Consider the following 25609-nt stretch of genomic DNA (forward strand, 5'->3'; position numbering starts at 1 on the left):
CCTCACACGAGGCTGGCCAGCTCCTGGACCTGCTCTTTACTGCGGCCGCTGACAACCATCATGGTCACCCCGGACGCTTCCCAAGCCTTGATTTGCTTACGCACGTAGTCGACATCCCCGACGATCGCGGCATCGTCGATCACCTCGTCCGGGATGATCTCGGCTGCTTTATCCTTCTGGTTGCTGCGGAACAGCTTGGTCACGTCGTCGACCACTTCCTCGTAGCCCATCCGGCGGTAGACGTCGGCATGGAAGTTGGTGTCCTCGGCTCCCATCCCGCCCATGTAGAGCGCGATGTAGGGCTTCATCGCCGCGAAGGCGGCGGGTCGGTCGTCGGTGATGACGATGTTGGCCGTCGCACAGATCTCGAAGGTGTCCCGGTCACGACGGGCACCGGGCCGGGCGAAGCCCTCGTCCAACCATTCGTTGTAGGTGTCGGCCATCCGCGGCGTATAGAAGATCGGCAGCCAGCCGTCGCAGACTTCGGCGGCCAGCGCCACGTTCTTCGGCCCTTCGGCACCGAGCATGATCGGGATGTCCGAGCGCAGCGGGTGGGTGATCGGCTTGAGAGGCTTGCCCAGACCCGTTGCCCGCTCGCTCTTCAACGGCAGCGGGTAGTGCGGACCTTCACTGGTCACCGGCTTCTCCCGGGCCCACACCTGCCGGATGATGTCGACGTACTCGCGGGTACGGGCCAGCGGCTTGGGGAACGGCTGGCCGTACCAGCCTTCGACCACCTGCGGTCCCGACACACCGAGTCCCAGGATGTGACGGCCACCGGACAGGTGATCGAGGGTCAGCGCCGCCATCGCGCAGGCGGTCGGCGTACGCGCGGACAGCTGCACCACCGACGTGCCGAGCCTCAGTCGTTGCGTCGACGAGCCCAACCACGCCAGCGGGGTATAGGCGTCGGATCCCCAGGCCTCGGCGGTGAACACCGCGTCGAACCCGGCGTCCTCGGCCGCCAGCACGAGTTCGGCGTGGTTGTCGGGTGGCTGGGCGCCCCAATATCCCAGCTGGAGTCCAAGCTTCATTCGTCCACCTTCCGCCGCAGGTCTTGACCCTATCTTGAATCCATTCTTAGAACCTGTTCTACTCGACACTGTGACCACCAGCCAAAGCAGCCCGGTGCAGATCGATACCCATCAGAAGGTTCTCTCGGCGCCTCTGAAGCTCTCGTTCGACTACACCCGTTCAGTCGGCCCCACCCTAAGTGAGTTCTTCACCGCCCTACGTGGACGACACATCGTCGGCGTCCGGGGATCGGACGGCCGAATCTATGTCCCGCCCGCCGAGTTCGACCCGGTGACCTACGAGCGCTTGACCGAGATCGTTCCGGTCGACAGCGTCGGGACGGTGTTGTCGTGGACCTGGCAGCCGGAACCGCTTGCGGGGCAACCGCTGGACCGCCCGTTCGCCTGGGCGCTGATCAAGCTCGACGGCGCCGACGTTCCCCTGTTGCACGCGGTGGACGCCGGATCGCCCGACGCGATCAGCAGCGGCGCTCGGGTGCACGTCCACTGGGCCGAGGAGACGGTCGGCGCGATCACCGACATCGCCTACTTCGCGCTGGGCGATCAGGCCGAGCAGGTGTCGGACGTCAAGGACGACCGCGAGCCGGTAACGGTCCAAGTGACGCCGAGCAGCATCGAAATCCAGCACACCGCTTCACTTCCCGAGACCGCATTCCTGCGCGGCCTCGAGGAGGGCAAGTTGCTGGGAGCACGCACCGGCACGACCGGCAAGGTGTACTTCCCCCCGAAGGAAGCCGATCCTGCGACCGGTCTGGAACTCGACAACTTCATCGAGCTGCCCGATAAGGGCACCGTCACGACGTTCGCGATCATCAACATTCCGTTCGCCGGCCAGCGCATCAAGCCGCCGTACGTCGCGGCTTACGTTCTGCTCGACGGCGCGGATATCGCTTTCTTGCACCTGATTCAGGAGATCGACGCCGCCGAGGTGCGAATGGGCATGCGGGTCGAGGCGGTGTGGAAGCCCCGCGAAGAGTGGGGCCTGGGCATCGACAACATCGAGTACTTCAAGCCGACCGGCGAACCCGACGCCGATTACGACACCTACAAACACCACCTGTAAAGGGACAACGACGTGACTTTTCGTGATGTAGCCGTCGTCGGATTCGCCCATGCGCCGCATGTGCGACGCACCGACGGCACCACCAACGGCGTCGAGATGCTGATGCCGTGTTTCCACTCGCTGTACGAGGAGCTGGGGCTTCAGCAGACCGACATCGGCTTCTGGTGTTCTGGCTCCTCGGATTACCTTGCCGGCCGGGCATTCTCGTTCATCTCGGCGATCGACTCGATCGGCGCGGTACCTCCGATCAACGAGTCGCACGTCGAGATGGACGCCGCGTGGGCGCTGTACGAGGCTTACATCAAGCTGTTGACCGGCGAAGTCGACACCGCGCTGGTCTACGGATTCGGCAAGTCGTCAGCGGGAACACTGCGCCGGGTGCTGTCGCTGCAGACCGACCCGTACACCGTCGCGCCGCTGTGGCCGGACGCCGTGTCGATGGCCGGGCTGCAGGCCAGGTTCGGGTTGGACTCCGGCAAGTGGACGGCCGAGCAGATGGCCCAGGTGGCGCTCGACACGTTCGCCGTCGCCGAGCGCACCGACTCCGAGAAGCCGGCCAAGAGCATCGACGAACTGTTGTCGCGGCCGTACTTCGCCGATCCTCTTCGGCGCCACGACATTGCACCGATCACCGACGGCGCCGCTGCGATCGTGCTGGCCGCCGGTGACAAAGCCCGCGAACTTCGCGAAAACCCGGCGTGGATCACCGGCATCGAGCACCGCATCGAGACACCGGTGCTCGGCGCGCGCGACCTCACCACCTCACCCTCGACCGAGGCGTCGGCCAAGGCGGCGACGGGCGGCGACACCGGCTCGGTCGAGATCGCCGAGATCTACGCGCCTTTCACGCACCAGCAATTGATCCTGACCGAGGCGATCGGCCTGCCGTCGTCCACGAAGATCAACCCGTCGGGCGGCGCGCTGGCCGCCAACCCGATGTTCTCCGCCGGTCTGGAGCGCATCGGCTTTGCGGCGCAACACATCTTCGAAGGCTCAGCCGGCCGCGTGCTTGCGCACGCGACCAGCGGACCGGTCCTGCAACAGAATCTCGTCGCCGTGCTGGAAGGGAAATAACAATGGCTGGCCAACTTGCAGCCGTGCTGGGCACCGGCCAGACGAAATATGTCGCGAAGCGCCAGGACGTGTCGATGAACGGCCTGGTTCGCGAGGCCATCGATAAGGCGTTGGCCGACTCCGGTTCGACGATGGACGACATCGACGCGGTCGTCGTCGGCAAGGCGCCCGACTTCTTCGAGGGCGTCATGATGCCGGAGCTGTTCATGGCCGACGCCGTGGGCGCGACAAACAAGCCGCTGATTCGGGTGCACACCGCCGGCTCTGTCGGTGGGTCGACCGGTGTGGTGGCGGCGAGTCTGGTGCAATCAGGCAAGTACCGGCGAGTGCTGGCGATGGCCTGGGAGAAGCAATCCGAGTCGAATGCCATGTGGGCGTTGAGCATTCCGGTGCCGTTCACCAAGCCGGTGGGAGCCGGCGCTGGCGGTTATTTCGCGCCGCACGTCCGCTCCTACATCCGGCGTTCGGGTGCGCCGACGCACATCGGCGCCATGGTCGCGGTCAAGGACCGGCTGAACGGGGCCAAGAACCCGTTGGCGCACCTGCATCAGCCGGACATCACGCTGGACAAAGTGATGTCGTCGCAGATGCTGTGGGACCCGATCCGTTTCGACGAAACGTGCCCGTCATCCGACGGTGCGTGCGCTGTGGTGATCGGCAACGAAGAGATCGCCGACCAGCGGGTCGCCGACGGTCACCCGGTGGCCTGGATTCACGCCACCGCACTGCGGACCGAGCCATTGGCATATTCCGGTCGTGATCAGGTGAACCCGCAAGCTGGGCGCGACGCGGCCAAAGCACTGTGGAAGGCTGCCGGTATCACCAGCCCGATCGACGAGATCGACGCCGCGGAGATTTACGTGCCGTTCTCCTGGTTCGAGCCGATGTGGTTGGAGAATCTGGGATTTGCGGCCGAGGGCGAAGGCTGGAAGCTCACCGAGGCGGGTGAGACAGCGATCGGCGGGCGCATCCCGCTCAACGCCTCCGGTGGGGTGTTGTCGTCGAACCCGATCGGTGCCTCGGGCCTGATCCGCTTCGCGGAGGCGGCCATTCAGGTGATGGGCAAGGCGGGCGATCACCAGGTGCCCAACGCCCGCAAGGCACTCGGCCATGCCTACGGCGGTGGCTCGCAGTATTACTCGATGTGGGTCGTCGGAGCGGACAAGAAGTGAAGTACACCTGCAGTATTGCCTTCGGCCAGATCGACCAGTTGATCGAACTGGCCAAGACCGCTGAGGAAGTTGGCTTCGACTCGATAGCGTTGCCAGATTCCATTTTTTATTTCGAGAAGCAGTCCGTTGACTACCCCTACACCGCCGACGGCAAGCGGATGTTCGACGAGGAGTCGCCGTGGGTCGACCCGCTGATCCTGGCGGGCGCGATGGGCGCGGTCACGTCGAAGCTGCGTTTCTATACGAACGTGATGAAGCTGGGTTCGCGAAACCCGCTGCTACTGGCTCGCCAGGTCGGCTCAGTGGCCAACCTGACCAATAACCGCTTCGGCTTCGGGGTCGGGATCGGTTGGGCGCCAGAAGAGTTCGAGTGGTGCGGCGTGCCGTATGCGCGACGGGGCAAGCGGGTTGACGAGATGATCGAGGTCATCAAACTGGTGTTAGCCGGCGGCATGGTCGAATTCCACGGCGAATTCTACGATTTCGACCGTCTGCAGATGAGCCCGGCGCCCACCCAACCGGTGCCGTTCTACGTGGGCGGCCATACCGACGTGGCGCTGCGTCGGGCGGCGCGGGTCGGTGACGGGTGGACCAGCGCGATGATGACGCACGCGCAACTCGCCGAAACGATTGGCAAACTCGACACTCTGCGCGCCGAGCAGGGACGCGAGGATCTGCCTTTCGAGATTCAGGCGGTGTGCATCGACAAGTTCGGCGTGGACGGTCATCGCGAGCTCGCCGAGATCGGAGTAACCGATTACATCACCATCCCGTGGCTTCTGGACGGGCTCGGGACCGACGCGCCGCTGGAGCAGAAGAAGGACTCGCTGAAACGCTGGGCCGAGACCTATATCCACTCTGGATGGCAGAACTGATATGGCCGATACTCCCGCACACTTGGCTGGCAAGCGTTCTCGCGATGCCGTGGCAGCTCGCGACAAAGAAGCTTGGTTGGCGAACTTTGCCGACGACGCCATCGTCGAAGACCCCGTCGGCCCATCGCATTTCGACCCCGAGGGCAAAGGGCATCGCGGGCGTGACGCAATCTCGGCATTCTGGGACAAAGCGATTGCCCCGACCGACAAGATCGAGTTCGTGTTCGACAAGACCTACGAATGCGGCAACGAGGAAGCCAACGTCGGCCACATCCTGATCACCGCAGCGGGACACCAGATCACCGCCGAAGGCGTCTTCACCTACAAGGTCGACAGCGACGGCAAGATGCTGGCCCTGCGCGCCTTCTGGGAAGTCGACCAGGCCACCGCGAGCGCCCGCAAGATCTAGAGCGATTCCAGCCCAGTGAGATAGCGCTGGGCGAGATCCTGGTATGCCTTCGGGTTCACTTTCACCCACATCTCGGCGCCGGTGCCGGCGATCGGGCCTTTGACCGTCGCGGGGGCCCCAACCACTAAGACTTCAGCCGGGATCTTGGTGCCGCCGGTCACCAGGGCGCCCGCCGCAACGAGGCTACGCGCCCCGATCACTGCGCCGTCGAGCACGGTGGCGTGGTTGGCGATCAGTGCCTCGGCACCGATGTGGGCGCCGTGAATCACGCACATGTGTGCCACCGTCGCGCCGGGTCCGATATCGACCGGGACGCCGGGCGGTGAATGCAGCACCGAACCGTCCTGCACATTGGCGCCCTCACGGACCATCACCGGTCCGTAGTCGGCACGCAGCACGGTGTTGAACCACACCGACGCCCCGGCCTCGACGACCACATCGCCGATCAAGGTGGCGGTCGGCGCGACGAAGGCGGTGGGATCGACCCGCGGCGCTCGTCCTTCAAACGCGAATAGCGGCATCGTTCAGATATACCGCAACGCGGGTAACCGGCAGATATGCGCCCGTCGTTGCGCGATCTACGGCAAAAACTGTAACGTGTTCTAGTTAGAAGCCCGATCACAGTGGAGACCTCATGGCTACCGAAACCGCCGAAGTTCGCGAGATCGACGCCGGCACCCTGCCCGACCGCTATGCCCGCGGTTGGCACTGCCTCGGCCCGGTCAAGGACTACCTAGACGGCGAACCGCACGGGATCGAGGCGTTCGGCACGCACCTCGTCGTATTTGGTGACTCGCACGGCGACATCCATGTACTTGACGGCTACTGCCGCCACATGGGCGGCAATCTGGCGCAAGGCACCATCAAGGGCGACGAGGTCGCCTGCCCGTTCCACGATTGGCGCTGGGGCGGCGACGGCAAATGCAAGCTGGTGCCGTACGCCAAGCGCACCCCGCGACTGGCGCGCACCCGGTCGTGGACAACCGACGTCCGCAGCGGCCTGTTGTTCGTCTGGCATGACCATGAAGGCAACCCGCCGCAGCCCGAGGTGCAGATCCCGGAGATCCCCGAATACTCCAGCGGCGAATGGACCGACTGGCGCTGGAACTCGATCCTGATCGAAGGCTCGAATTGCCGGGACATCATCGACAACGTCACCGACATGGCGCACTTCTTCTACATCCATTTCGGTCTGCCGACCTACTTCAAGAACGTCTTCGAAGGCCACATCGCATCGCAGTACTTGCACAACGTCGGCCGCCCCGATGTCAACGACCTTGGCACCTCATACGGTGAAGCGCACCTTGATTCAGAGGCGTCCTATTTCGGGCCGTCGTTCATGATCAACTGGTTGCACAACTCCTACGGCGACTACAAGGCCGAGTCGATCTTGATCAACTGCCATTACCCGGTGACCCAGAATTCGTTCGTGCTGATGTGGGGCGTCATCGTCGAAAAGCCCAAGGGCATGGACGAAAAAATGACCAACAAGCTCGCGAAGGTGTTCACCGAGGGTGTCAGCAAAGGCTTCCTCCAGGACGTCGAGATCTGGAAGCACAAGACCCGCATCGACAACCCGCTGCTGGTCGAGGAGGACGGCGCGGTCTACCAGATGCGCCGTTGGTACCAACAGTTCTACGTCGACGTCGCCGACATCACGCCGGATATGACGGACCGCTTCGAGATCGAGGTGGACACCACCATTGCCAACGAGAAGTGGCATGTCGAGGTCGACGAGAACTTGGCAAAGCAGGCCGAAGAAGAGAAGACCGAGCAACCGGCTACATGACGCCGCCGGCGGCGATGCAGAGCGCAGCGATGAGGAGGAGCGGCGACATATGGACCCCAAGGAGTCACCCGATGTCGACCGGCTCGCCCGGTCGATGTTGATGCTCCGCGGCGATCACGACCACGACGAGCCGGCGTCGACGGGGGTCGGCGGTGGATCTTGGTCCAAGGCACCGAATTTCGCCAACGATCCAGCTCGCGCCGCCGCGGTCCGGGCCGCCACGCAGGCCGACAAGGTTCGCTATTTGACCTCGGGCCAGCAGCCGGTGGACTGCCGGTTCTGCCACGCGACAGTCAACGTGAAGCGGATGGGCCCGGGACACACTGCGGTCCAATGGAATAGGGATGCCTCCCAGCGGTGCGCCTACTTCGCCGAGATCCGCGCCGGTGGGGAGCCGACCGCGCGAGCCCGGGCCTGCCCGAAGCTGGCCGACAGCATCGAGCATGCCGTTGCCGAGGGCTGCCTGGAAGCGGAGTCCAGCGCGACGCCGCCCGGCGACGGCTAGCCGTCACACTCCATCACAGCCTGGCGACGATGCGGCTACACGCGGCGAACCGCTGAGGAGCCGGGCCAGCAATTACAGCCCGGCGAAGCGCTCTTTGACCTGTTCGGCGGTCAGTCCGTAGTCGTCGAGTGAATACTTGTGCTTGGGAGCCCTTTCGCCGCTTTGACTTTCGGCATGGCTGTCTTGCATCGCCTGCCGGGCCTCATCGGTGAGCGGGATGCCGAACTTGTGGTAAATGTCGGCGACGGTTCCCATCGGGTCGGCGATGAACTCCCGATACTCGACGTCGTAGAACTGGTCCGGGTTGTACTTCTTGCGCGCCGTGTTGAACTGCTCGAGTCCGCGCGACCAGGTTTCCATTGCATCAGAACCGATTTGCGCGCCGACGAACTTGGTCGACCAACCGTCCGCGGTGTGCTGAGCCAGCGAACACATCGACGCCATGATCGTCTCGACAGGCCGGTGCGTCTGGATCACCAGTGCGTCGGGATAGGTCTCCATCAGCGCGTCGAGGGCGAAGAGGTGGCTCGGGTTTTTCAGCACCCACCGCTTGTCCGTGTCGTTGAGGCCGATCAGCTGCAGATTCTTGCGGTGACGCTGGTAAGCGGGCGTCCAGTCCTGCTGCGACAACCACTTCGAGTAAGTCGGCAAATGCGCCAGCGTCTCATAAGACACCGAATGCAGGGACTGGCGCAGCAGCTGCCAGCATTCCTCGAGCTCGTAGGCGGCCATGAAGTGCAGGCCGGTGTAGCCCGGGTTGTCCTGATGGTGCTGATTGAATTGGTCGTCGAGCTGGCGGTACAGCGGGTGCGAATCCCACGTGTCGCGCGGCGGGCGCGGCTGCGGGAACTCCGCGAGCCACATGTGCAAGCCCTGATGCGCGGGGTCGGCGCCGAGCAACCGGTGCAGTGCCGTCGTGCCGGTGCGCACCAGTCCGGTGACGAAAATCGGGCGCTTGATGTCGACATCGGCATGCTGCGGGTACTGCTTCCATGCCGACTCCGACAGCAGTCTCGCCACCAGCGCGCCACGGAGGAAAAAGCGATTCATCTTGCTGCCCAACACCGTTAGGCCCGCCTCCCTCCGGTAGGAGTCCAGCAGCACCTCGAGCGCTTCACGGTAGTTGTCGCTGTCGACGCCGAAGTCGTCGAGCCCGGTCAGCTTGGTCGCCGAAGCGTGCAACTCATCGACGGTTGCGATGTCAGTGCGTTCCATCACGATGCCTAGTTGTGGTACTCGCCGCAGTTCACGTCGAGCGTCTGCCCGGTGATACCGCTGGACAGGTCACTTGCCATGAACATGATCGCTGATGCCACCTCGTCCTCGGTGGGCAAACGTTTGAGGTCGGAGTTGGCAGCGGTAGCCTGATAGATCTGTTCGGCACTGGTGCCGTATTTGCCCGCCTGGTGTTCGAAGTATCCCTGCAACGTTTCTCCCCAGATATATCCCGGGGCAACGGAATTCACACGGATGCCCTTTTCACCGAGCTCGGTGGCCAGCGACTGCGACATCGACAGCAGGGCGGACTTGGCCATTTTGTAGGCGCCATACTTTGCCTGGGAGTGGCGCAGCACCATCGAATTGACGTTGACAATCGAACCGCCGGACTCCTCCAAAGCCGGCGTGAAAGCCTGGATCAGGCGCAGCGCGCCCAGCGCGCTCAGCTCGATCGCGTCACGGATGTGCTGAAAACTGGTGCCGGCCAACGGTTTCATCGACGGCACCCGGAATGCGTTGTTGATCAGCACGTCGACCTTGCCAAAGTTCGACGTGGTGGATTCCACGAGCGACGCCACATCGTCGTCGTCGGTGATGTCCGCCCGCACGGCCAATGCCTTATGGCCGGCGTCGCCGAGTTGCTTGGCCAGGTCTTCTAACCGCTCCACCGTCCGCGCCGCCAACACCAATTCCGCACCGTCTTGCGCACACCGGTGCGCTAACGTGGTGCCGAGCCCGGGGCCCACACCGCTGATCACGATGACCTTCTTCTCGAGCAGACCAGTCATGGTTATCCCAACATCCTTGTTGCAATTTGCTCTTGGCGCAAAGCGATTCGTGCACGCCAATCTTCTTCGGAGATCTTGTTGTGCTCGTAGTGGGGCAGGGCACTCGACAGCTTGTCGATGTTGACCAGCTCGACGGTGGGCCCGTCGGCCTCGGTGAGCTGACGCGACACCCGCTGCCAGCGAAACTGCAAGAACCCGCGGCGGTGGCCGAGCGTCTCGACCCAGTTCGTGATCCCGGGGTTCTGGTCGGCGACGACGATACGGATCTTGCCGTCTGGATCTGCTTGGGCCTGAGCGTTGTTGAGTGATGTCTGGTGGTTGATGTAGTCGAGCGAGATGTACCACAGGCTGCCCAGCTGGAAGCCGAGGTAGGGCGCATCGGTCACCGGCAAGGTGATGAGGAGCGCTTCGTCCGGCCGCAGCTCGAAGTGCCCGACCGACGAATACTGCGTCGCCAGGCCGCCGGGCGTCAGGCGTGGTGCAACCATCGTGTTGACCGGCAGATCGAGGTAGAACCACTGCGGGAATTGCAGCCAGGTCTTGATCCGGTTAACGAGTTGCTTTCCGGCTGCGTTATAACGCTTTTCGATCGTCGCACGGCTGAGCGGCGGAGGCGCCGTACCCACCGTATCCGCCCGCGAGATCGACAATGTGCCGCGCCGTGCCGCCCAGTCGCCGTAAACCTCACGGATCACCAACTGTCCGGGACTCTTCGGGCGGACCTGCCATTCGAAGCTACCGTCGGCGGCGATATCGAGTTCGCGGTCGTCGAACGCGGCCTGGCTGGCCGGCACGTTGTCGTCGGTGTACTCGCCGCCGAGGAGTTGGAAGCTCAGGTCGGTGGTGGTGCCGCGAACACCCTTGACGAGGTAGTCGCGGTCGGGTTGCACCCGGCAGCCGTAGTAGAGCGTGTCGGGATTGTCCAGCCCCATCTTGGTATAGGGCCCGGTGCCCGACAGCAGCACGGGGTGGTCGCGGTCGTAGTCGAACACCATGTGCGTGCAGGCAGCCACGCAACCGGCCAGATACTGCAACCCTTCCAGCAGGTCGGCTTCCGTCTCGATGTGTGGTGCAGCAGCGACCAATTTCTCGGACTCGGCGATGGAATCGATCAGCGGCTGCGAGAACAGGGGATCCGGCACGCTCTGACGCTAGAACGTGTTCTAGTTTTCGTCAACAAGCGAACATCTGCCCGGCGACGACGATCAGGATTCGCTAGTCAGTGCACCGTTGCGAGAGGTCGATGAGGTGCTGGCGGACGTCGGGATGCCGGTTGAGGTAGCCGATCACATCGGGACCGCCGCCCTCGGCTTCGGACCTGGATTGCAATTGCTGGTGCAAATCGGGATGCCGCTGCAGGTATGAGTCGATCGACTGACCCACGGTCTGATTGCAGGCGGCGTTCGCCACCGGCAACGCAATGATCGTCGCGGCCGAAGCGACCACGAGCCCGCCGGCAATACGGCCGGCCCACCTGAATGACGTACTCATGCAGGTCACGGTACCCGCGGGAGCTATGCGCAGCCTGTGCAAGCGCTCAGATTACGACGAGGCAGCTTCTTGTTCGCGCTTGATCTCCAAGGCGATGTCAATGAGTTGGTCCTCCTGGCCGCCGATCAGCTTGCGTTGCCCGGCTCGGTGCAGCAGCTGGTGGGCCGGAACCCCGTAACGCTCGGACTGGCGGACGGCGTGTTTGAGGAAGCTCGAGTAGACGCCGGAGTAGCCCATGATCAGCGCGTTGCGGTCGAGCAAGCATTCGGCCGGCATGGCCGGCGCGACAACCTCTTCCGCGGCGTCGGCAATATCGAAGAAGTCGATGCCGGTCTTGACGCCGATTTTGTCGAAGACTCCGATGAGCGCCTCAACCGGAGCGTTGCCGGCGCCGGCGCCGAAACGGCGGCAGGAGCCGTCGATCTGCTTGGCTCCGGCTCGAACGGCCTCGACTGAGTTGGCCACGCCGAGGCCGAGGTTCTCATGCCCGTGGAATCCGACCTGGGCGTCGTCGCCGAGTTCGGCGACCAGCGCCGATACCCGGTCGGCGACACCGTCGAGCACGAGGGCGCCCGCGGAGTCGACGACGTATACGCACTGGCAACCGGCGTCGGCCATGATGCGGGCCTGCGCGGCCAGCTTCTCCGGCGGGATGGTGTGGCTCATCATCAGGAACCCGACGGTTTCCAGGCCCAGCTCGCGAGCGAGCCCGAAGTGCTGGATGGAGACGTCCGCCTCGGTGCAGTGAGTGGCGATGCGGCAGATCGAGCCGCCGTTGTTCTGCGCCTCTTTGATGTCTTCTTTGGTTCCGACACCAGGGAGCATCAGGAAGGCGATCTTGGCTTCCTTGGCGGTCTCGGCTGCGAGCTTGATCAGCTCCTGCTCGGGGGTCTTGGAGAACCCGTAGTTGAAGCTGGAGCCGCCGAGCCCATCGCCGTGCGTCACCTCGATGACCGGTACCCCGGCGTTGTCGAGCGCGGCGACGATCGCGCCGACCTCGTCCTTGGTGAACTGGTGGCGCTTGTGGTGCGAGCCGTCGCGCAGGGACGTATCCGTGAGCCGGACGTCCCAGATCGGGTTGAAGAAGACTTCGGTACTCATGCCTGAGCTCCTTGGGCGGTGGCGGCCAACGACTCGCGCGCGATCTCTTCGCCGACCTTGGTCGCAGCGGCGGTCATGATGTCGAGGTTGCCGGCATACGGCGGCAGGTAGTCGCCAGCCCCCTCGACCTCGACGAAGGTGGTGACCAGCGCCTGGCCTCCCGAGTGCACCGACGGGTCGTCGAACTGCGGCTCGTTGAGCAGCCGATAGCCGGGCACGTAAGTCTGCACCTCGGCGACGACATCGTGGATCGACTTCGCGATCGCGTCACGGTCGGCGTCCTCGGGGATGGCGCAGAAGATGGTGTCGCGCATGATCATTGGCGGATCGGCGGGGTTCAAGATGATGATCGCCTTGCCGCGTCGGGCGCCCCCGATGGTTTCGACACCCTTGCTGGTGGTCTTGGTGAACTCGTCGATGTTGGCCCGGGTGCCCGGTCCGGCCGAGACGGACGACACCGAGGCGACGATCTCGGCGTAGGGCACCTCGACGACGCGGCTGACGGCGTACACGATCGGGATGGTCGCTTGTCCGCCGCAGGTGATCATGTTGACGTTGGGCGCGTCGAGGTGCTCGCGCAGATTGGCCGGCGGGATGACCGCCGGGCCGACCGCGGCCGGCGTCAGGTCGATCGCCCGGATGCCGGCAGCCTCGTACTTCGGTGCGGCATCGCGGTGGACGTAGGCGCTGGTCGCCTCGAACACGATGTCGGGTTTTTCGGACTGCGCGAGCAACCAGTCGACGCCCTCGTGGGTGGTTTCGAGCCCGAGCTTGCGAGCCCGGGCGAGACCCTCGCTCGCGGGGTCGATGCCGACCATCCACCGCGGTTCCAGCCACTCCGAACGCAGCAGTTTGTAGAGCAGGTCGGTGCTGATATTGCCCGACCCGACGATGGCCACACTGAGCTTGGACGGCATAGAAAGCTCCTTCATCTCTGGTCCCGACCCGCCGCGCCCGGCTTCGCCGCGCTTGCGATCGCTCCTTATTCGAAAGACAGTCGCACGGAGCCGAGTCCGGCGAAATCGGCCACGAAGTTGCTGCCGGGAGGTGCGTCGATCGCCCGGGTGCACGAACCTGGCAACACAATGTCACCTTTTCGCAGCCGTACGCCAAAGCTTTCCACCTTGCGGGACAGCCACGCCACCGCGGTCACCGGGTTGCCGAGCACGGCGTCGCTGCGGCCCTCGGCGACCACCTCGCCGTTGTTGGTCAGCACCGCGTCGATCTTGGTGATGTCGATATCCGACGGTTTAACGCGCTCTTTGCCCAGCACGAAGCCGGCGGACGAGGCGTTGTCGGCAATGGTGTCGCACAGCGCGATCTTCCAGTCAGTGATCCGGGTGTCGATCAATTCAATGGACGGCACGAACGCCTCGGTCGCATTCAGCACGTCGTCTTCGGTGCACTCCGCGCCGGGGAGGTCATGCGCGAGAATGAAACCGACTTCGACCTCCACCCGCGGGTACAGATACCTGTCCGATTTGACCGGGACATCCTCGAAGACCTGCATCTCGTCGAGCAGATGACCGTAATCGGGTTCGTCGACGCCCATCATCTGCTGCATGGCCAGCGACGACAGACCGACCTTGTGGCCCACCACCCGGGCGCCCTCGGCGACCCGCTGCCGGATGTTGATCAGCTGAATCTCGTACGCGTCGACGACGTCGATCTCGGGATGCCCGGCGGTCAGCGGAGTAATCGGCTGACGGCTCCGCTCGGCCTGTGCGAGATCGGCGGCCAACGCGTCACGGGTGGCAGCCGGGATCATTTAGCCGAAGTCCCCTCACTCGATTGACCGGGGCGGTAGCGCCCGGCGGTGGCAATTCTATAACGTGTTCTACATGACAGCTCAGGAGTTCGACGTCGTCGTGGTCGGAAGCGGCGGCGCCGGCATGGTTGCTGCCCTCGCGGCCGCCCACCGGGGTCTCAACACTATAGTCGTAGAGAAGGCGCCCCATTACGGCGGCTCCACCGCCCGCTCCGGCGGTGGCGTGTGGATTCCCAACAACGAGGTCCTGAAGCGCGACGGGGTGAAGGACACCGCGGAAGCGGCGCACACATATTTGCACGGAATCGTCGGCGACGTTGTCGATGCGCAGCGCATCGACACCTATCTCGAGCGCGGCCCTGAGATGTTGTCGTTCGTGCTCAAGCATTCGCCGTTGAAGATGTGCTGGGTGCCGCAGTACTCCGACTACTACCCGGAGGCTCCAGGCGGTCGGGTCGGCGGCCGGTCGATCGAGCCCAAGCCGTTCAACGCGAAGAAGCTGGGACCCGATCTGGCTGGCTTGGAACCGCCCTACGGCAAGGTCCCGCTCAACGTCGTTGTCATGCAACAGGATTACGTACGGCTGAACCAGCTGAAACGTCACCCACGCGGCGTGTTGCGCAGCCTGAAGGTCGGCGCCCGCACCATGTGGGCCAAGGCCACCGGCCAGAACCTGGTGGGAATGGGCCGGGCCCTGATTGCGCCACTGCGCATCGGTCTGCAGAAAGCCGGTGTCCCGGTGCAGCTCAACACTGCGCTGACCGATCTCTATGTCGAGGACGGTGCGGTCCGTGGTGTCTACGTGCGTGACACCACGCAGTCGGAAGCGGCTGAGCCGCAATTGATTCGGGCCCGCAAGGCCGTCATCCTCGGCAGCGGCGGATTCGAGCACAACGAACAGATGCGGGTGAAGTACCAGCGCGCGCCGATCACCACCGAATGGACCGTCGGCGCGAAGGCGAATACCGGTGACGGCATCTTGGCCGCCGAAAAGCTCGGTGCAGCATTGGAAATCATGGAAGACGCGTGGTGGGGCCCGACCGTCCCGCTCATCGGCGCGCCGTGGTTTGCCTTGTCGGAGCGCAACTCCCCCGGATCCATCATCGTCAACATGTCCGGCCAGCGGTTCATGAACGAGTCGATGCCCTACGTCGAGGCGTGTCACCACATGTACGGCGGCGAATACGGACAGGGGCCCGGCCCGGGCGAGAACATCCCGGCGTGGCTGGTGTTCGACCAGCAATACCGCGATCGCTACATCTTCGCCGGCTTGCAACCGGGACAACGCATTCCACGCAAGTGGATGGAGTCCGGCGTGATCATCCAGGCAGACACGTTGGAGGAGTTGGCCGCCAAAGCGGGCCTGCCCGCTCCTGAACTTGCCGCGACGGTGGAGCGGTTCAACGGCTTCGCCCGTTCGGGTGTCGACGCCGACTTCCACCGCGGCGAGAGCGCCTACGACCGCTACTACGGCGATCCCACCAACAAGCCGAATCCCAACCTCGGCGAGATCAGCCACCCGCCGTATTACGCGGCCAAGATGGTGCCGGGTGACCTGGGAACCAAGGGCGGCATCCGCACCGACGTGCATGGCCGAGCCCTGCGCGACGACGGCAGCATCATCGAAGGTTTGTATGCAGCGGGCAATGTCAGCTCTCCGGTGATGGGCCACACCTATCCTGGGCCCGGTGGAACCATCGGACCCGCCATGACCTTCGGTTACCTCGCCGCTCTGCACGTCGCCGGAGAGGCCTGACATGCCGATCGACGTAGACGTTGCTCTGGCCGCCGAGCTGGAGCCGATCGAATTCTCTTGGACCAGTAGCGATATCCAGCTATACCATCTCGGTTTGGGTGCGGGGGCCGACCCAGTGGACCCTCGTGAACTGCGTTACCTGATCGACGACAACCCTCAGGTGCTGCCGACATTCGGCAACGTGGCGGCGAGCTTTCATCTGACCAAGCCGCCGACCGTGCAGTTCCCTGGCATCGACATCGAGCTGAGCAGGGTGCTGCACGCCAGCGAACAGGTGAGTGCGCCGGCACCGCTGCCGGCGTCCGGTTCCGGTAAAGCCGTCACCCGTTTCACCGACATCTGGGACAAAGGCAAGGCCGCGGTGATCTGGTCGGAGACGTCGGTGACTGCGCCGGACGGGACGCTTTTATGGACGCAGCGCCGGTCGATCTTCGCCCGCGGCGAGGGCGGCTTCGGGGGTGATCGCGGACCGTCCTCGGGAGCTGCCACCACCCCGGAGCGCGCGCCCGACCTCGAGCTCGACATCCCGATCCTGCCGCAGCAGGCGCTGCTGTACCGGCTGTGTGGCGACCGCAATCCGCTGCACTCCGATCCTGAATTCGCCTCCGCTGCAGGCTTTCCGCGGCCGATCCTGCACGGCTTGTGCACATACGGCATGACCTGTAAGGCGTTGACCGACGCCATGCTCGACGGCGACACCTCCGCCGTCGGCTCGTACGGTGCGCGCTTCGCCGGCGTCGCTTTTCCCGGTGAGACGCTCAAGGCGGCCGTGTGGAAAGAGGACGGCAAGCTGCTGGGCACGGTCACCGCGCCGTCGCGGGAGGACGCGGTAGTCCTAACCGGCGTGGAGCTAGTCCCGGTTTAGGTCGATGGCCTCCCGGCCTCGCCGACGGTGCGGCTAGCCGCGCTCTCGGCCTCGAGGCTGCAGCGGGCCGCACCCTCTGCGGGTAAGAGCCGCACGAACACGGCGGATAATTTCTGCGGGCCGATCTCCGGCGACGACTCGTATGACGATCCACCCCAGGCGTTCGAGCATCTCCAGCCGACGGACATCCCACGTGTATTGACGCCGGTCGCGGCGATGCTGTTCGCCGTCATATTCGACGGCGACTTTCAGGTCCTCCCAACCCATGTCGAGATACGCGATCGCATCACCAAATTCGTCGTGCACAGGGATCTGCGTCTGTGGTCGAGGTAGGCCTGCCTGGATCAGGACGACGCGCAACCACGACTCCTTGGGTGACTGCGCACCTGGGTCAAACAGGTCGACAGCTCGGCGTGCTTTCGCTATGCCTCTGCGACCCGCATATCTGCTAGCTAGCTGCTCGACATCAGTCGATCTGATCGCAACTGCTCTGGCGAGTGCGTCGATCCCCGCCACAGCCGTCATGGTCGGGTACCAACAGCCAAAGTCCAGCGCCGTCCGCACGGCTGACGTGACCGGCATACCGACCACCAGGTCAATCTCGTCCTCATCGATACGACTCCGGTGCGTTCGGATCCCAAACGGACTGCGCAGGTTGTGATGAATCAAGTCGACGACCGACGCGTCGTCGGTCCACTTGCTGCCATGCAAAGCGGCTGCGGCGAAGCCCGCGACGACACCTCGACGTCCGCTCCAGAGCCAGGCGGCCTTCGCACGAAGGATCGCGTCCACATCGACATCACGTTCCGCGTAGACGTCGGGCAGTAGTCGTCGACACCGGGTAGCCAGTTGCGCCTTGGTGAAAAGCCCTGCGGCGATGGCTTCGCTGCCGACGAATGGCTCCTGCACAACAGCAGCCTCGCAAGCAGCGCCATCGCTGTCACTTCAAACCTCCACACCTCGACGAGGGTGCGGTTAGCCGCACCCTCGAGCGCGAGAGTGCGGCCCGCCGCACTCTCGGCGAAGAAGTGGCAATGCGCTGCTTAGCCGAGGATTAGGCCTGACGTCGGCACGCCGGTGCCCGCCGTCACCAGCACGTGCTCGACATCGGGTACGGGATTGACCGAGGTGCCGCGCAACTGGCGCACACCTTCGGCGATGCCGTTCATGCCGTGGATGTAGGCCTCTCCGAGCTGACCGCCGTGGGTGTTGATCGGCAACCGTCCGCCAATCTCGATCGCACCGTCGGCGATGAAGTCCTTGGCCTCACCCCAACCGCAAAACCCTAACTCCTCCAACTGAATCAGGGTGAACGGCGTGAAGTGGTCGTACAGGATCGCGGTCTGGATGTCAGTCGGCTTGAGCCCCGACTGCGACCACAACTGCTTGCCGACCAAGCCCATCTCCGGCAGGCCATCGAGCTCGGGGCGGTAATAGCTCACCATCGAGTATTGGTTCGGGCTCGACCCCTGCGCCGCAGCCTCGATGACGGCCGGCCGGTGCTTGAGATCCTTCGCCCGCTCGGCGGAGACGATGACGAGTGCTACCGCGCCGTCGGTCTCCTGGCAGCAGTCCAGCAGGCGCAGTGGCTCGGCGATCCACCGTGAACTCTGGTGATCGTCGATGGTGATGGGTTTTTCGTAGAAGTACGCCTTCGGGTTCTTGGCGGCGTGCTTGCGGTCGGCCACCGAAATCGCGCCGAAGTCACGGCTGGTTGCCCCCGACAGGTGCATGTACCGCTTGGCGATCATGGCGACCTGGGCGGCGGGTGTCGACAATCCGTGCGGATAGGAGAACGAGTTGTCCACGCCCGTCGAATCGGCGTTCTCCACCAACCGGGTCTGCACCTGGCCGAACCGCATGCCTGACCGTTCGTTGAAAGCGCGATATGCCACAACACAATCCGCGACCCCGGTTGCCACCGCGATGGCCGCCTGCTGCACCGTTGCACACGCCGCGCCGCCGCCGTGATGGATCTTGGAGAAGAACTTGAGGTCTCCGATCCCGGTAGCCCGCGCGATCGCGACCTCGGTGTTGGAGTCCATCGTGAATGTGACCATGCCGTCGACGTCAGCCGGCGTCAGGCCCGCGTCGTCGAGGGCATCGAGGACGGCCTCGGCGGCGAGTCTCAGCTCGCTGCGACCGGAGTTCTTGGAGAAGTCGGTAGCGCCGATACCGGCGATGGCGGCCTTACCGGACAACATCACGCGCCTCCGATGGTCAACGTCGCGCTGGCGACCACGTGATCCCCAAGGCTGTTGCTGCCAACGATTTTCAACGTGATCAACCCGTCGTCGACCGCGGTGACCTCACCGGAGAACGTCACGGTGTCATAGGCGTACCACGGCACGCCGAGTCGCAACTTGATCGACCTGATGAACGCCGAGGGCCCGGCCCAGTCGGTGATGTAGCGCTGCACCAACCCGGTGTCGGTGAGGATATTGACGAAGATGTCCTTGGATCCCTTGGCCTGTGCCTTGTCCCGGTCGTGGTGGACATCCTGGTAGTCGCGGGTGGCGATGGCCGTCGAGATGATGAACGTCGGATCGCCGTACAGCGCCAGCTCTGGCAGCTTGGTGCCGACCTCCACCGTCGCGGCGCTCATGCTCGAGCCGCCAGAGGCTCCCAGGCGTACAGCGTCCACTCCGGACCGACATCGTTGGCAGGGAAGTCGATATACGTTGCCTGCACTGGCATTCCGATCTCCACGTCGGTGGGGTCGACGTCACGCAGCTCGCCGAGCATGCGAACACCCTCTTCGAGTTCCACCAGCGCGATGACGAATGGCAAAGTGCGGCCCGGCACCCTCGGTGCGTGGTGCACGACGAAGCTGAACACCGAGCCCTTGCCGCTGGCCACCACGTAGTCGGTGGGCTGTTCTTTGTCCTGCCAGATGGCGGGGATCGGCGGGTGTTGCAAGCTGCCGTCCGGCCGCTTCTGGATGCGCAGTTCGTGAGCTTTCACGCCGTCCCAGAAGAACTTGGTGTCCTTGGATTCCGCCGGACGCATCATCGAGTCGGCGTCGAGATCCTCGGGCACCGAAGGCCCGGCAGACTCGTGCGGCTTGAATTTGAGTATGCGCCATTCCATTTCGGCGACATCTTCGTCACCGACCTTCCAGACGATGTGCTGGTTGATGAACCAGCCTTCGCCGAGCCCGGTCTGCTTGGGACCGACGACGTCACCCATTTCGGAGTGAATCGTGACTTCCTCACCGGGGTGTAGATAGCGGTGGTAGGTCTGCTCACAGTTGGTCGCGACGACGCCGATGTAGCCGTTGTCGTCGAACAGCTGCATGATCGGGCCCATGGGGTCGTCGGTGGGACGCTCACCACCCAGCCCGAACATCGTCCACACCTGAATCATGGCCGGGGGCGCGACAATTCCCGGATGGCCGTTGGCGCGGGCCGCGGCCTCGTCGCGGTAGATCGGGTTGGTGTCGCCGATCGCTTCGACCCAGCTGTTGACCATCGGCTGGTTGACCGGGTCGCGACCCTTGCGCGGCTTCGGGCCGCCGGCCGCCTTGATCTTCTCGATCGCCTCGAGGATGTCCGTCATCTTGGCACCCTCGGCACTTTGAGGCCAGAAGCCGCGATCATTTCGCGCATCACTTCGTTCACGCCTCCACCGAAGGTGATCACCAGGTTTCGCTTGGTCTGCGAGTCGAGCCACTCCAGCAGCTCGGCCGTCGCCGGCTCAGCGGGGTTGCCGTACTTGCCGACGATCTCCTCGGCAAGCCGACCGATGTACTGAATACTCTCGGTACCAAACACTTTGGTCGACGCGGCGTCGGCCACGTTGATGTCTTCACCCGCGGCGGCCACCTGCCAGTTGAGCAGTTCGTTGACCCGCCACATCGAGTAGATCTCACCGAGCGCCCGCTTGACGTCAGGGTGGTCGATCGGGGTGACCCCATCGCCGCCCGGCTTGGAGGCCCATGCGCGCAAGCGGTCGTAGATACCCGCGGTGCGGCCGGCCGGCCCGAGCATCACCCGCTCGTTGTTGAGCTGGGTGGTGATCAGCCGCCAGCCACCGTTCTCTTCGCCGACAAGCATGTCAGCCGGGACGCGAACGTCGTTGTAGTAGGTGGCGTTGGTGTGGTGCGCGCCGTCGGACAGGATGACCGGGGTCCACGAGAAGCCCGGATCCTTGGTGTCGACGATCAGGATCGAAATACCTTTGTGCTTAACAGCTTCCGGGTCGGTGCGACAGGCCAGCCAAATGTAGTCGGCATCATGGCCGCCGGTGGTCCACATTTTCTGGCCGTTGACGATGTATTCGTCACCGTGGCGCACGGCGCTGGTTCGCAGCGACGCCAGGTCGGTGCCGGCCTCGGGTTCGCTGTAACCGATGGCGAAGTGCACCTCGCCGGCGAGAATCGCGGGCAGGAATTTCTTCTTCTGTAGATCGCTGCCGAATTGCTGCAGCACCGGGCCGACCGTCTGCAACGTGACCGCGGGCAGCGGCACGTCGGCGCGGTGCGCCTCGTTGACGAAGATGGACTGCTCTACCGGGCCGAAGCCCAACCCGCCGAACTCCTTTGGCCAGCCGACGCCGAGCTTGCCGTCCTGGCCCATCCGCCGGATCACGGCGCGGTAGGCGTCGTTGTGGCGGTCTTTTTCCATGGCCTTCATCTCGTCGGTCGAGATGAGGTTCGAAAAGTATTGTCGCAGTTCGACTTGCAGCTGACGCTGCTCGGGCGTCAGGTCGATAAATCTGGTACCGCGCTGAGGGCTGCTTGATGACGACCCGCTGCTCTCGGCTGAGCCGTGTGCGCGATCACCCACCAGGTCGAGACGATGAGACGGCCCGCCCAGCAGGCGGGTCAGGTCTTTGATGGTGGAGTAGTAACGGTGCATCGGGTAGGTGATGTCCATCCCCATGCCGCCGTGCAGGTGGTGGCAGATCTGCATCACCCGCGGCGCCTGCGAGGTGATCCAGTAGCCCAACACGTCGAGGTCGGAGTCGGCGTCGCGGCTTTCGCCGAGCCGCCAGATCACCGATGTGGACGCCAAATCGATGGTCCGCGAAGCGATGTAGACCTCGGCCAGTTGTGCTGCGACCGTCTGGAACGTCGACAGCGGCTTACCGAACTGATGCCGGTTGGCCACGTAATCGGCGGTCAACCGCAACGCCCCGGCGACCAAGCCCGCGGTGTAGGAGCCGATCGCCGCCAGCGCAAGCTGATTCACGCGGTGCGCCGTCGCCCCGGCGAGCACGTCATCGTCTGCCACCGCGACATCGGAGAACGTGACCACATATTCATCGGCGCCACTGGACGTCGGCGTCTTCGCGATCTGCACGCCGTCGGCCGTGGGCTGCACCATCACGACCGCGGTGTCGGCGGTCACCAGAATCCACTCGGCACTTTCGGCATAACCGACACCGACTTTGGTTCCGGACAGCCGGCCGTCGGCGAAGGTTGTCGCCGGCCGGTCAGGCAACGCGTGACCGGGCTCGTTCAGCGCGGCGGTGAGCAGCGACCCCTTGGCTACCCCGTCGAGGTAACGGTCCTGCTGTCGCTCGGATGCCAACTCCAGCAACGAGATTGCCCCGAAGCCGAGGGTGTACAGCGCGGGACTGATCAACCCGTGGCGACCGATCTCGGTCAGTGCCGTCGCGACCTCGGGTAGGCCGACACCGTCACCGCCCACCCGCTCAGGAACCGGCAGCGCCGTCACGCCGCCGGAGACCAGCGCGTCCCATGAGTTGTCGCGGTCGAGCACCGAGGTGACGACGTCGGCGACAGCCTGCTGCTCAGGATCTGGCGTGAAATCCATTAGTTCGCAACCGCGCTCTTGCCGGAATAGTCCACCTGCCAGTGCTTGATGCCGTTGAGCCAGCCCGACCGGAGCCGCTCGGGCTCACCGATCGGCTTGAGATCAGGCATGTGGTCGGCCACGGCGTTGAAGATCAGGTTGATCGTCATCCGGGCCAGGTTCGCGCCGATGCAGTAGTGCGCACCGGTGCCGCCGAATCCGACGTGCGGGTTGGGGTCTCGCAAAATGTTGAAGGTGTGCGGGTCGTCGAAGACCTCTTCGTCGAAGTTGGCCGACCGGTAGGACATCACCAGCCGCTGACCCTTCTTGATCTGTACCCCACCCAGTTCGAGATCCTCGTTGGCGGTGCGCTGGAAAGCCGACACCGGCGTGGCCCACCGGACGATCTCGTCGGCGGTGGTCGCCGGCCGCTCCTTTTTGAACAGCTCCCACTGGTCGGGGTTGTCCGCGAAGGCGATCATTCCGTGGGTGATCGAGTTACGTGTGGTCTCGTTGCCGGCCACCGCGAGCATCACCACGAAGAAACCGAACTCGTCGTCGGACAGCTTCTCGCCGTCGATGTCGGCCTGGATCAAGGTGGTGACGATGTCGTCGGTCGGATTCTCGTTGCGCTCGGCAGCCATCGCCATCGCGTACATGATCAGTTCCATCGACGACTGAGCCGGGTCGACGTCGGCGTACTCGGGATCGGTGCCACCGGTCATCTCGTTGGACCAGCGGAACAACTTGTCGCGGTCGTCTTGCGGCACACCCAGCAGCCCGGCGATGGCCTGCAGGGGCAGCTCACACGACACCTGCTCGACGAAGTCTCCGCCGCCCGCCGCTGCGGCGGTCTTGGCGATGTTCTGCGCGCGCTGGGCGAGCTCTTCTTCCAGCCGGCCGATGGCGCGGGGGGTGAAGCCGCGGGAAATGATCTTGCGCAACCGGGTGTGGTGCGGGGCGTCCATGTTGAGCATGACGCTGCGCTGCAACTCGACGGCCTCGCGCGTCATGTCCGGCGGCCACGTCGGGATCGCTCCGTTTTGCCAGCTCGAGAAGACGTCGCTGCGGCGCGACACCTCCTTGACGTCGGCATGCTTGGTGACGATCCAGTAGCCGTGGTCCTCGAAGCCGCCGCAGCCGTCGGGCACGTTGACCCAGTGGATCGGCTCGGATTTACGAAGCTCGGCGAGTTCGTCAACCGGAAGTCCGGCCAGGTTGACGTCGGCATCGAGGAAGTCGAAGTCGGCCGGAATGTTGGGGGGTGCCATAAGGGATCTCCTGAACTACAACGTGTTCTAGTGCCAGTAAAACATGCTCTTGCCGCAGACCAAAAGGTGCGCACACATCCTCGCTTGTCAGGCTAATGAAACGTGTTCTAGCCTCAACGCATGGGTAACCCGGTAATCGTCGAAGCCACCCGCAGCCCGATTGGTAAGCGCGCGGGATGGTTGTCAGGACTGCACGCGACCGAGCTGTTGGGCGCCACGCAGAAAGCGCTCGTGGAGAAGGCCGGCATCGACGCAAGTGACGTCGAGCAAATCGTCGGCGGCTGCGTGACGCAGTACGGAGAACAGTCCAACAACATCACCCGGGTCGGCTGGCTGGTCGCTGGGCTCCCCGAGCACGTGGGTGCCATGACGGTGGACTGCCAGTGCGGCAGCGGTCAACAGGCCAACGGCCTGATCGCCGGTCTGATCGCCGCCGGTGCCATCGACGTCGGGATCGCGTGCGGTATCGAGGCGATGAGCCGCGTCGGCTTGGGCGCCAACGCCGGGCCAGACCGCGGCATCCTGCGCCCCGCGTCGTGGGACATCGATCTGCCCGATCAGTTCACCGCCGCCGAGCGGATCGCCAAGCGCCGCGGCATCACCCGCGAGGAGATCGACCAGTTCGGCTTCGACTCCCAACGCAAGGCCAAGCAGGCCTGGGCCGAAGGCCGATTCGACCGCGAGATCAGCGGCATCGAGGCGCCGGTGCTCGACGAGAACAAGCAGCCCACCAGCGAACGGCACATCGTCAGCAAAGACCAGGGCCTGCGCGACACCACACTGGAAGGTCTGAGCCAGCTCAAGCCGGTCATCGAGGGCGGTATCCACACCGCGGGCACATCGTCGCAGATCTCTGACGGCGCGGCCGCCGTGCTGTGGATGGACGAAGACAAGGCAAAGGCCTTGGGCCTCAAGCCGCGCGCCCGCATCATCAGCCAGGCGCTGGTCGGCGCCGAGCCGTACTACCACCTCGACGGCCCGGTGCAGTCGACGGCGAAGGTGCTGGAAAAGGCCGGCATGAAGATGGGCGACATCGACATCACCGAGATCAACGAGGCGTTCGCCTCGGTCGTGTTGTCGTGGGCGCGAGTGCACAACCCGGACATGGACAAGGTGAACGTGAACGGAGGCGCGATCGCGCTCGGACACCCGGTCGGCAGCACCGGCAGCCGGCTGATCACCACCGCGCTGCACGAGTTGGAGCGCACCGACCAGACCACCGCATTGATCACCATGTGTGCCGGTGGTGCGCTGTCGACCGGCACCATCATCGAGCGCATCTGACCACCGCCGAAATGTCAGAAGAGGACCAGATCGCTGCGGCGCAGTTGTACATCGATGCGCTGGCCAATCACCGCGGCGATGACGTTCCGTTCGCGCCGGACTGCGTCCGGTTCGAGATGGGCCTCAAGACGGGTTTCTCCGGAGACCACTTGCGGCGCAGCCTCAATCGCGGCCCCCAGTTCCGGGTCATCAAAGAATGCACGCCGCCGAAATTCGAGGTCGACGGCGACCGAGTGCGCGCGCAATTCGACGTGATCACCAAGCCGACGCTAGCCAGACGGCGGGTGTGCTCCCATGTCGATGAGACGTTTCTGATCGTGGATGGCAAGATCCGCCACATCAACGCGCAGATGCGTCCCTTCATTCAGCACGTCCGATAGGAAGACC

At 64.2% G+C, this 25609-nt stretch carries 26 protein-coding genes and 1 pseudogene; 11 read left to right on the forward strand and 16 right to left on the reverse strand.

The genetic code is table 11. From position 1 onward, the window contains the following. Window positions 1-2: 2 nt before the first annotated feature. Window positions 3-1034, reverse strand: coding sequence for an LLM class F420-dependent oxidoreductase (locus MKK62_RS05580; RefSeq protein WP_240261989.1), 1032 nt, complete (start codon window positions 1032-1034; stop codon window positions 3-5). Window positions 1035-1104: 70 nt separating this feature from the next. Here MKK62_RS05580 and MKK62_RS05585 point away from each other — a divergent pair, with 70 nt between their 5' ends. Genes MKK62_RS05585 through MKK62_RS05605 form a run of 5 tightly spaced genes read left to right on the forward strand, consistent with a single transcriptional unit; the run spans window position 1105 to window position 5627 of the window. Further along, the gene (locus tag MKK62_RS05585) at window positions 1105-2097 is read left to right on the forward strand and encodes a Zn-ribbon domain-containing OB-fold protein (protein ID WP_240261988.1); all 993 of its coding nucleotides are present in this window, start codon (window positions 1105-1107) and stop codon (window positions 2095-2097) included. Between the two features lie 12 nt (window positions 2098-2109). Continuing rightward, window positions 2110-3171 (forward strand): thiolase family protein, encoded by a 1062-nt coding sequence (locus MKK62_RS05590; protein WP_240261987.1) that lies wholly within the window; start codon window positions 2110-2112, stop codon window positions 3169-3171. A gap of 2 nt (window positions 3172-3173) precedes the next feature. After that, window positions 3174-4343 carry a thiolase family protein gene (locus MKK62_RS05595; RefSeq protein WP_240261986.1) on the forward strand — a complete coding sequence of 390 codons (1170 nt, stop codon included), beginning with the start codon at window positions 3174-3176 and terminating at the stop codon, window positions 4341-4343. Then, window positions 4340-5218, forward strand: a complete 879-nt coding sequence (locus tag MKK62_RS05600; protein WP_240261985.1) for a TIGR03619 family F420-dependent LLM class oxidoreductase — start codon at window positions 4340-4342, stop codon at window positions 5216-5218. The genes MKK62_RS05595 and MKK62_RS05600 overlap by 4 nt, the downstream gene beginning before the upstream one ends. Window position 5219: 1 nt before the next feature. Next, the gene (locus MKK62_RS05605; RefSeq protein ID WP_240261984.1) at window positions 5220-5627 is read left to right on the forward strand and encodes a nuclear transport factor 2 family protein; all 408 of its coding nucleotides are present in this window, start codon (window positions 5220-5222) and stop codon (window positions 5625-5627) included. Here the strand turns inward: MKK62_RS05605 and MKK62_RS05610 are convergent. Beyond that, window positions 5624-6148: a gamma carbonic anhydrase family protein gene (locus MKK62_RS05610; protein ID WP_240261983.1), complete on the reverse strand. Its 525-nt coding sequence runs from the start codon at window positions 6146-6148 to the stop codon at window positions 5624-5626. The genes MKK62_RS05605 and MKK62_RS05610 overlap by 4 nt on opposite strands. A gap of 113 nt (window positions 6149-6261) precedes the next feature. On the opposite strand from MKK62_RS05610, the gene MKK62_RS05615 reads away from it, so the two are divergent. Further along, window positions 6262-7416 (forward strand): 3-ketosteroid-9-alpha-monooxygenase, oxygenase component, encoded by a 1155-nt coding sequence (locus MKK62_RS05615; protein WP_240261982.1) that lies wholly within the window; start codon window positions 6262-6264, stop codon window positions 7414-7416. 49 nt (window positions 7417-7465) lie between these two features. Beyond that, entirely contained in the window at window positions 7466-7921 is a 456-nt protein-coding gene (locus MKK62_RS05620; protein WP_240261981.1) for a hypothetical protein, read from the forward strand. A gap of 72 nt (window positions 7922-7993) precedes the next feature. Here the strand turns inward: MKK62_RS05620 and MKK62_RS05625 are convergent, their stop codons facing one another. The 7 genes from MKK62_RS05625 to MKK62_RS05655 form a co-directional block, all read right to left on the reverse strand. Further along, window positions 7994-9136 (reverse strand): sulfotransferase family protein, encoded by a 1143-nt coding sequence (locus tag MKK62_RS05625; RefSeq protein WP_240261980.1) that lies wholly within the window; start codon window positions 9134-9136, stop codon window positions 7994-7996. 8 nt (window positions 9137-9144) lie between these two features. Continuing rightward, window positions 9145-9927, reverse strand: coding sequence for an SDR family oxidoreductase (locus MKK62_RS05630; protein ID WP_240261979.1), 783 nt, complete (start codon window positions 9925-9927; stop codon window positions 9145-9147). A gap of 2 nt (window positions 9928-9929) precedes the next feature. Further along, the gene (locus tag MKK62_RS05635) at window positions 9930-11057 is read right to left on the reverse strand and encodes a hypothetical protein (protein ID WP_240263811.1); all 1128 of its coding nucleotides are present in this window, start codon (window positions 11055-11057) and stop codon (window positions 9930-9932) included. A gap of 85 nt (window positions 11058-11142) precedes the next feature. Next, complete coding sequence (locus tag MKK62_RS05640; protein ID WP_240261978.1) at window positions 11143-11418, reverse strand: heme-binding protein; 276 nt, start codon at window positions 11416-11418, stop codon at window positions 11143-11145. 51 nt (window positions 11419-11469) lie between these two features. Further along, entirely contained in the window at window positions 11470-12519 is a 1050-nt protein-coding gene (dmpG, locus tag MKK62_RS05645) for a 4-hydroxy-2-oxovalerate aldolase (RefSeq protein ID WP_240261977.1), read from the reverse strand. Further along, a complete protein-coding gene (locus MKK62_RS05650) occupies window positions 12516-13436 on the reverse strand; it encodes an acetaldehyde dehydrogenase (acetylating) (protein ID WP_240261976.1) in 921 nt (306 codons plus the stop codon). The genes dmpG and MKK62_RS05650 overlap by 4 nt, the downstream gene beginning before the upstream one ends. Before the next feature lie 65 nt (window positions 13437-13501). Further along, window positions 13502-14287, reverse strand: coding sequence for a 2-keto-4-pentenoate hydratase (locus MKK62_RS05655; RefSeq protein WP_240261975.1), 786 nt, complete (start codon window positions 14285-14287; stop codon window positions 13502-13504). A gap of 73 nt (window positions 14288-14360) precedes the next feature. On the opposite strand from MKK62_RS05655, the gene kstD reads away from it, so the two are divergent. After that, window positions 14361-16043, forward strand: a complete 1683-nt coding sequence (gene kstD, locus MKK62_RS05660; protein WP_240261974.1) for a 3-oxosteroid 1-dehydrogenase — start codon at window positions 14361-14363, stop codon at window positions 16041-16043. Window position 16044: 1 nt separating this feature from the next. Then, window positions 16045-16908 (forward strand): MaoC/PaaZ C-terminal domain-containing protein, encoded by an 864-nt coding sequence (locus MKK62_RS05665; protein ID WP_240261973.1) that lies wholly within the window; start codon window positions 16045-16047, stop codon window positions 16906-16908. Window positions 16909-16941: 33 nt separating this feature from the next. On the opposite strand, the gene MKK62_RS05670 is transcribed toward MKK62_RS05665, so the two are convergent. The 7 genes and pseudogenes from MKK62_RS05670 to MKK62_RS05700 form a co-directional block, all read right to left on the reverse strand. After that, window positions 16942-17817, reverse strand: coding sequence for an endonuclease domain-containing protein (locus MKK62_RS05670; protein WP_240261972.1), 876 nt, complete (start codon window positions 17815-17817; stop codon window positions 16942-16944). Window positions 17818-17951: 134 nt separating this feature from the next. Next, window positions 17952-19112, reverse strand: a complete 1161-nt coding sequence (ltp2, locus tag MKK62_RS05675; protein WP_240261971.1) for a 17-hydroxy-3-oxo-4-pregnene-20-carboxyl-CoA lyase — start codon at window positions 19110-19112, stop codon at window positions 17952-17954. Next, entirely contained in the window at window positions 19112-19513 is a 402-nt protein-coding gene (locus tag MKK62_RS05680; RefSeq protein ID WP_240261970.1) for a MaoC family dehydratase, read from the reverse strand. The genes ltp2 and MKK62_RS05680 overlap by 1 nt, the downstream gene beginning before the upstream one ends. Continuing rightward, window positions 19510-20466 (reverse strand): bifunctional MaoC family dehydratase N-terminal/OB-fold nucleic acid binding domain-containing protein, encoded by a 957-nt coding sequence (locus MKK62_RS05685; RefSeq protein ID WP_240261969.1) that lies wholly within the window; start codon window positions 20464-20466, stop codon window positions 19510-19512. The genes MKK62_RS05680 and MKK62_RS05685 overlap by 4 nt, the downstream gene beginning before the upstream one ends. Next, window positions 20463-21620, reverse strand: coding sequence for an acyl-CoA dehydrogenase FadE29 (gene fadE29 / locus MKK62_RS05690; RefSeq protein WP_240263810.1), 1158 nt, complete (start codon window positions 21618-21620; stop codon window positions 20463-20465). The genes MKK62_RS05685 and fadE29 overlap by 4 nt, the downstream gene beginning before the upstream one ends. Before the next feature lie 63 nt (window positions 21621-21683). Beyond that, window positions 21684-22688 (reverse strand): annotated as a pseudogene (locus tag MKK62_RS05695) (acyl-CoA dehydrogenase family protein); the annotation flags it as partial. Beyond that, window positions 22688-23938, reverse strand: coding sequence for a cytochrome P450 (locus MKK62_RS05700; protein ID WP_240261968.1), 1251 nt, complete (start codon window positions 23936-23938; stop codon window positions 22688-22690). The gene MKK62_RS05700 and the pseudogene MKK62_RS05695, both read right to left, overlap by 1 nt. Window positions 23939-24058: 120 nt before the next feature. Between MKK62_RS05700 and MKK62_RS05705 the strand changes: the two genes are divergently transcribed. After that, window positions 24059-25222: a steroid 3-ketoacyl-CoA thiolase gene (locus MKK62_RS05705; RefSeq protein WP_240261967.1), complete on the forward strand. Its 1164-nt coding sequence runs from the start codon at window positions 24059-24061 to the stop codon at window positions 25220-25222. A gap of 11 nt (window positions 25223-25233) precedes the next feature. After that, window positions 25234-25602 (forward strand): nuclear transport factor 2 family protein, encoded by a 369-nt coding sequence (locus tag MKK62_RS05710; RefSeq protein WP_240261966.1) that lies wholly within the window; start codon window positions 25234-25236, stop codon window positions 25600-25602. The last annotated feature ends 7 nt before the right edge of the window (window positions 25603-25609 follow it).

Source organism: Mycobacterium paraterrae (assembly GCF_022430545.2).
Taxonomy (GTDB): Bacteria; Actinomycetota; Actinomycetes; order Mycobacteriales; family Mycobacteriaceae; genus Mycobacterium; species Mycobacterium paraterrae.

Coding starts and splice junctions, on each gene's coding strand:
- MKK62_RS05665 (WP_240261973.1), top strand. CDS start 16,045: ATGCCGATCGACGTAGACGTTGCTCTGGCCGCCGAGCTGGAGCCGATC.
- MKK62_RS05650 (WP_240261976.1), bottom strand. CDS start 13,436: ATGCCGTCCAAGCTCAGTGTGGCCATCGTCGGGTCGGGCAATATCAGC.
- MKK62_RS05705 (WP_240261967.1), top strand. CDS start 24,059: ATGGGTAACCCGGTAATCGTCGAAGCCACCCGCAGCCCGATTGGTAAG.
- MKK62_RS05655 (WP_240261975.1), bottom strand. CDS start 14,287: ATGATCCCGGCTGCCACCCGTGACGCGTTGGCCGCCGATCTCGCACAG.
- MKK62_RS05620 (WP_240261981.1), top strand. CDS start 7,466: ATGGACCCCAAGGAGTCACCCGATGTCGACCGGCTCGCCCGGTCGATG.
- MKK62_RS05700 (WP_240261968.1), bottom strand. CDS start 23,938: ATGGCACCCCCCAACATTCCGGCCGACTTCGACTTCCTCGATGCCGAC.
- MKK62_RS05610 (WP_240261983.1), bottom strand. CDS start 6,148: ATGCCGCTATTCGCGTTTGAAGGACGAGCGCCGCGGGTCGATCCCACC.
- kstD (WP_240261974.1), top strand. CDS start 14,361: ATGACAGCTCAGGAGTTCGACGTCGTCGTGGTCGGAAGCGGCGGCGCC.
- MKK62_RS05615 (WP_240261982.1), top strand. CDS start 6,262: ATGGCTACCGAAACCGCCGAAGTTCGCGAGATCGACGCCGGCACCCTG.
- MKK62_RS05595 (WP_240261986.1), top strand. CDS start 3,174: ATGGCTGGCCAACTTGCAGCCGTGCTGGGCACCGGCCAGACGAAATAT.
- MKK62_RS05685 (WP_240261969.1), bottom strand. CDS start 20,466: ATGACGGACATCCTCGAGGCGATCGAGAAGATCAAGGCGGCCGGCGGC.
- ltp2 (WP_240261971.1), bottom strand. CDS start 19,112: ATGTTGTCCGGTAAGGCCGCCATCGCCGGTATCGGCGCTACCGACTTC.
- MKK62_RS05630 (WP_240261979.1), bottom strand. CDS start 9,927: ATGACTGGTCTGCTCGAGAAGAAGGTCATCGTGATCAGCGGTGTGGGC.
- MKK62_RS05680 (WP_240261970.1), bottom strand. CDS start 19,513: ATGAGCGCCGCGACGGTGGAGGTCGGCACCAAGCTGCCAGAGCTGGCG.
- dmpG (WP_240261977.1), bottom strand. CDS start 12,519: ATGAGTACCGAAGTCTTCTTCAACCCGATCTGGGACGTCCGGCTCACG.
- MKK62_RS05580 (WP_240261989.1), bottom strand. CDS start 1,034: ATGAAGCTTGGACTCCAGCTGGGATATTGGGGCGCCCAGCCACCCGAC.
- MKK62_RS05640 (WP_240261978.1), bottom strand. CDS start 11,418: ATGAGTACGTCATTCAGGTGGGCCGGCCGTATTGCCGGCGGGCTCGTG.
- MKK62_RS05625 (WP_240261980.1), bottom strand. CDS start 9,136: ATGGAACGCACTGACATCGCAACCGTCGATGAGTTGCACGCTTCGGCG.
- MKK62_RS05710 (WP_240261966.1), top strand. CDS start 25,234: ATGTCAGAAGAGGACCAGATCGCTGCGGCGCAGTTGTACATCGATGCG.
- MKK62_RS05605 (WP_240261984.1), top strand. CDS start 5,220: ATGGCCGATACTCCCGCACACTTGGCTGGCAAGCGTTCTCGCGATGCC.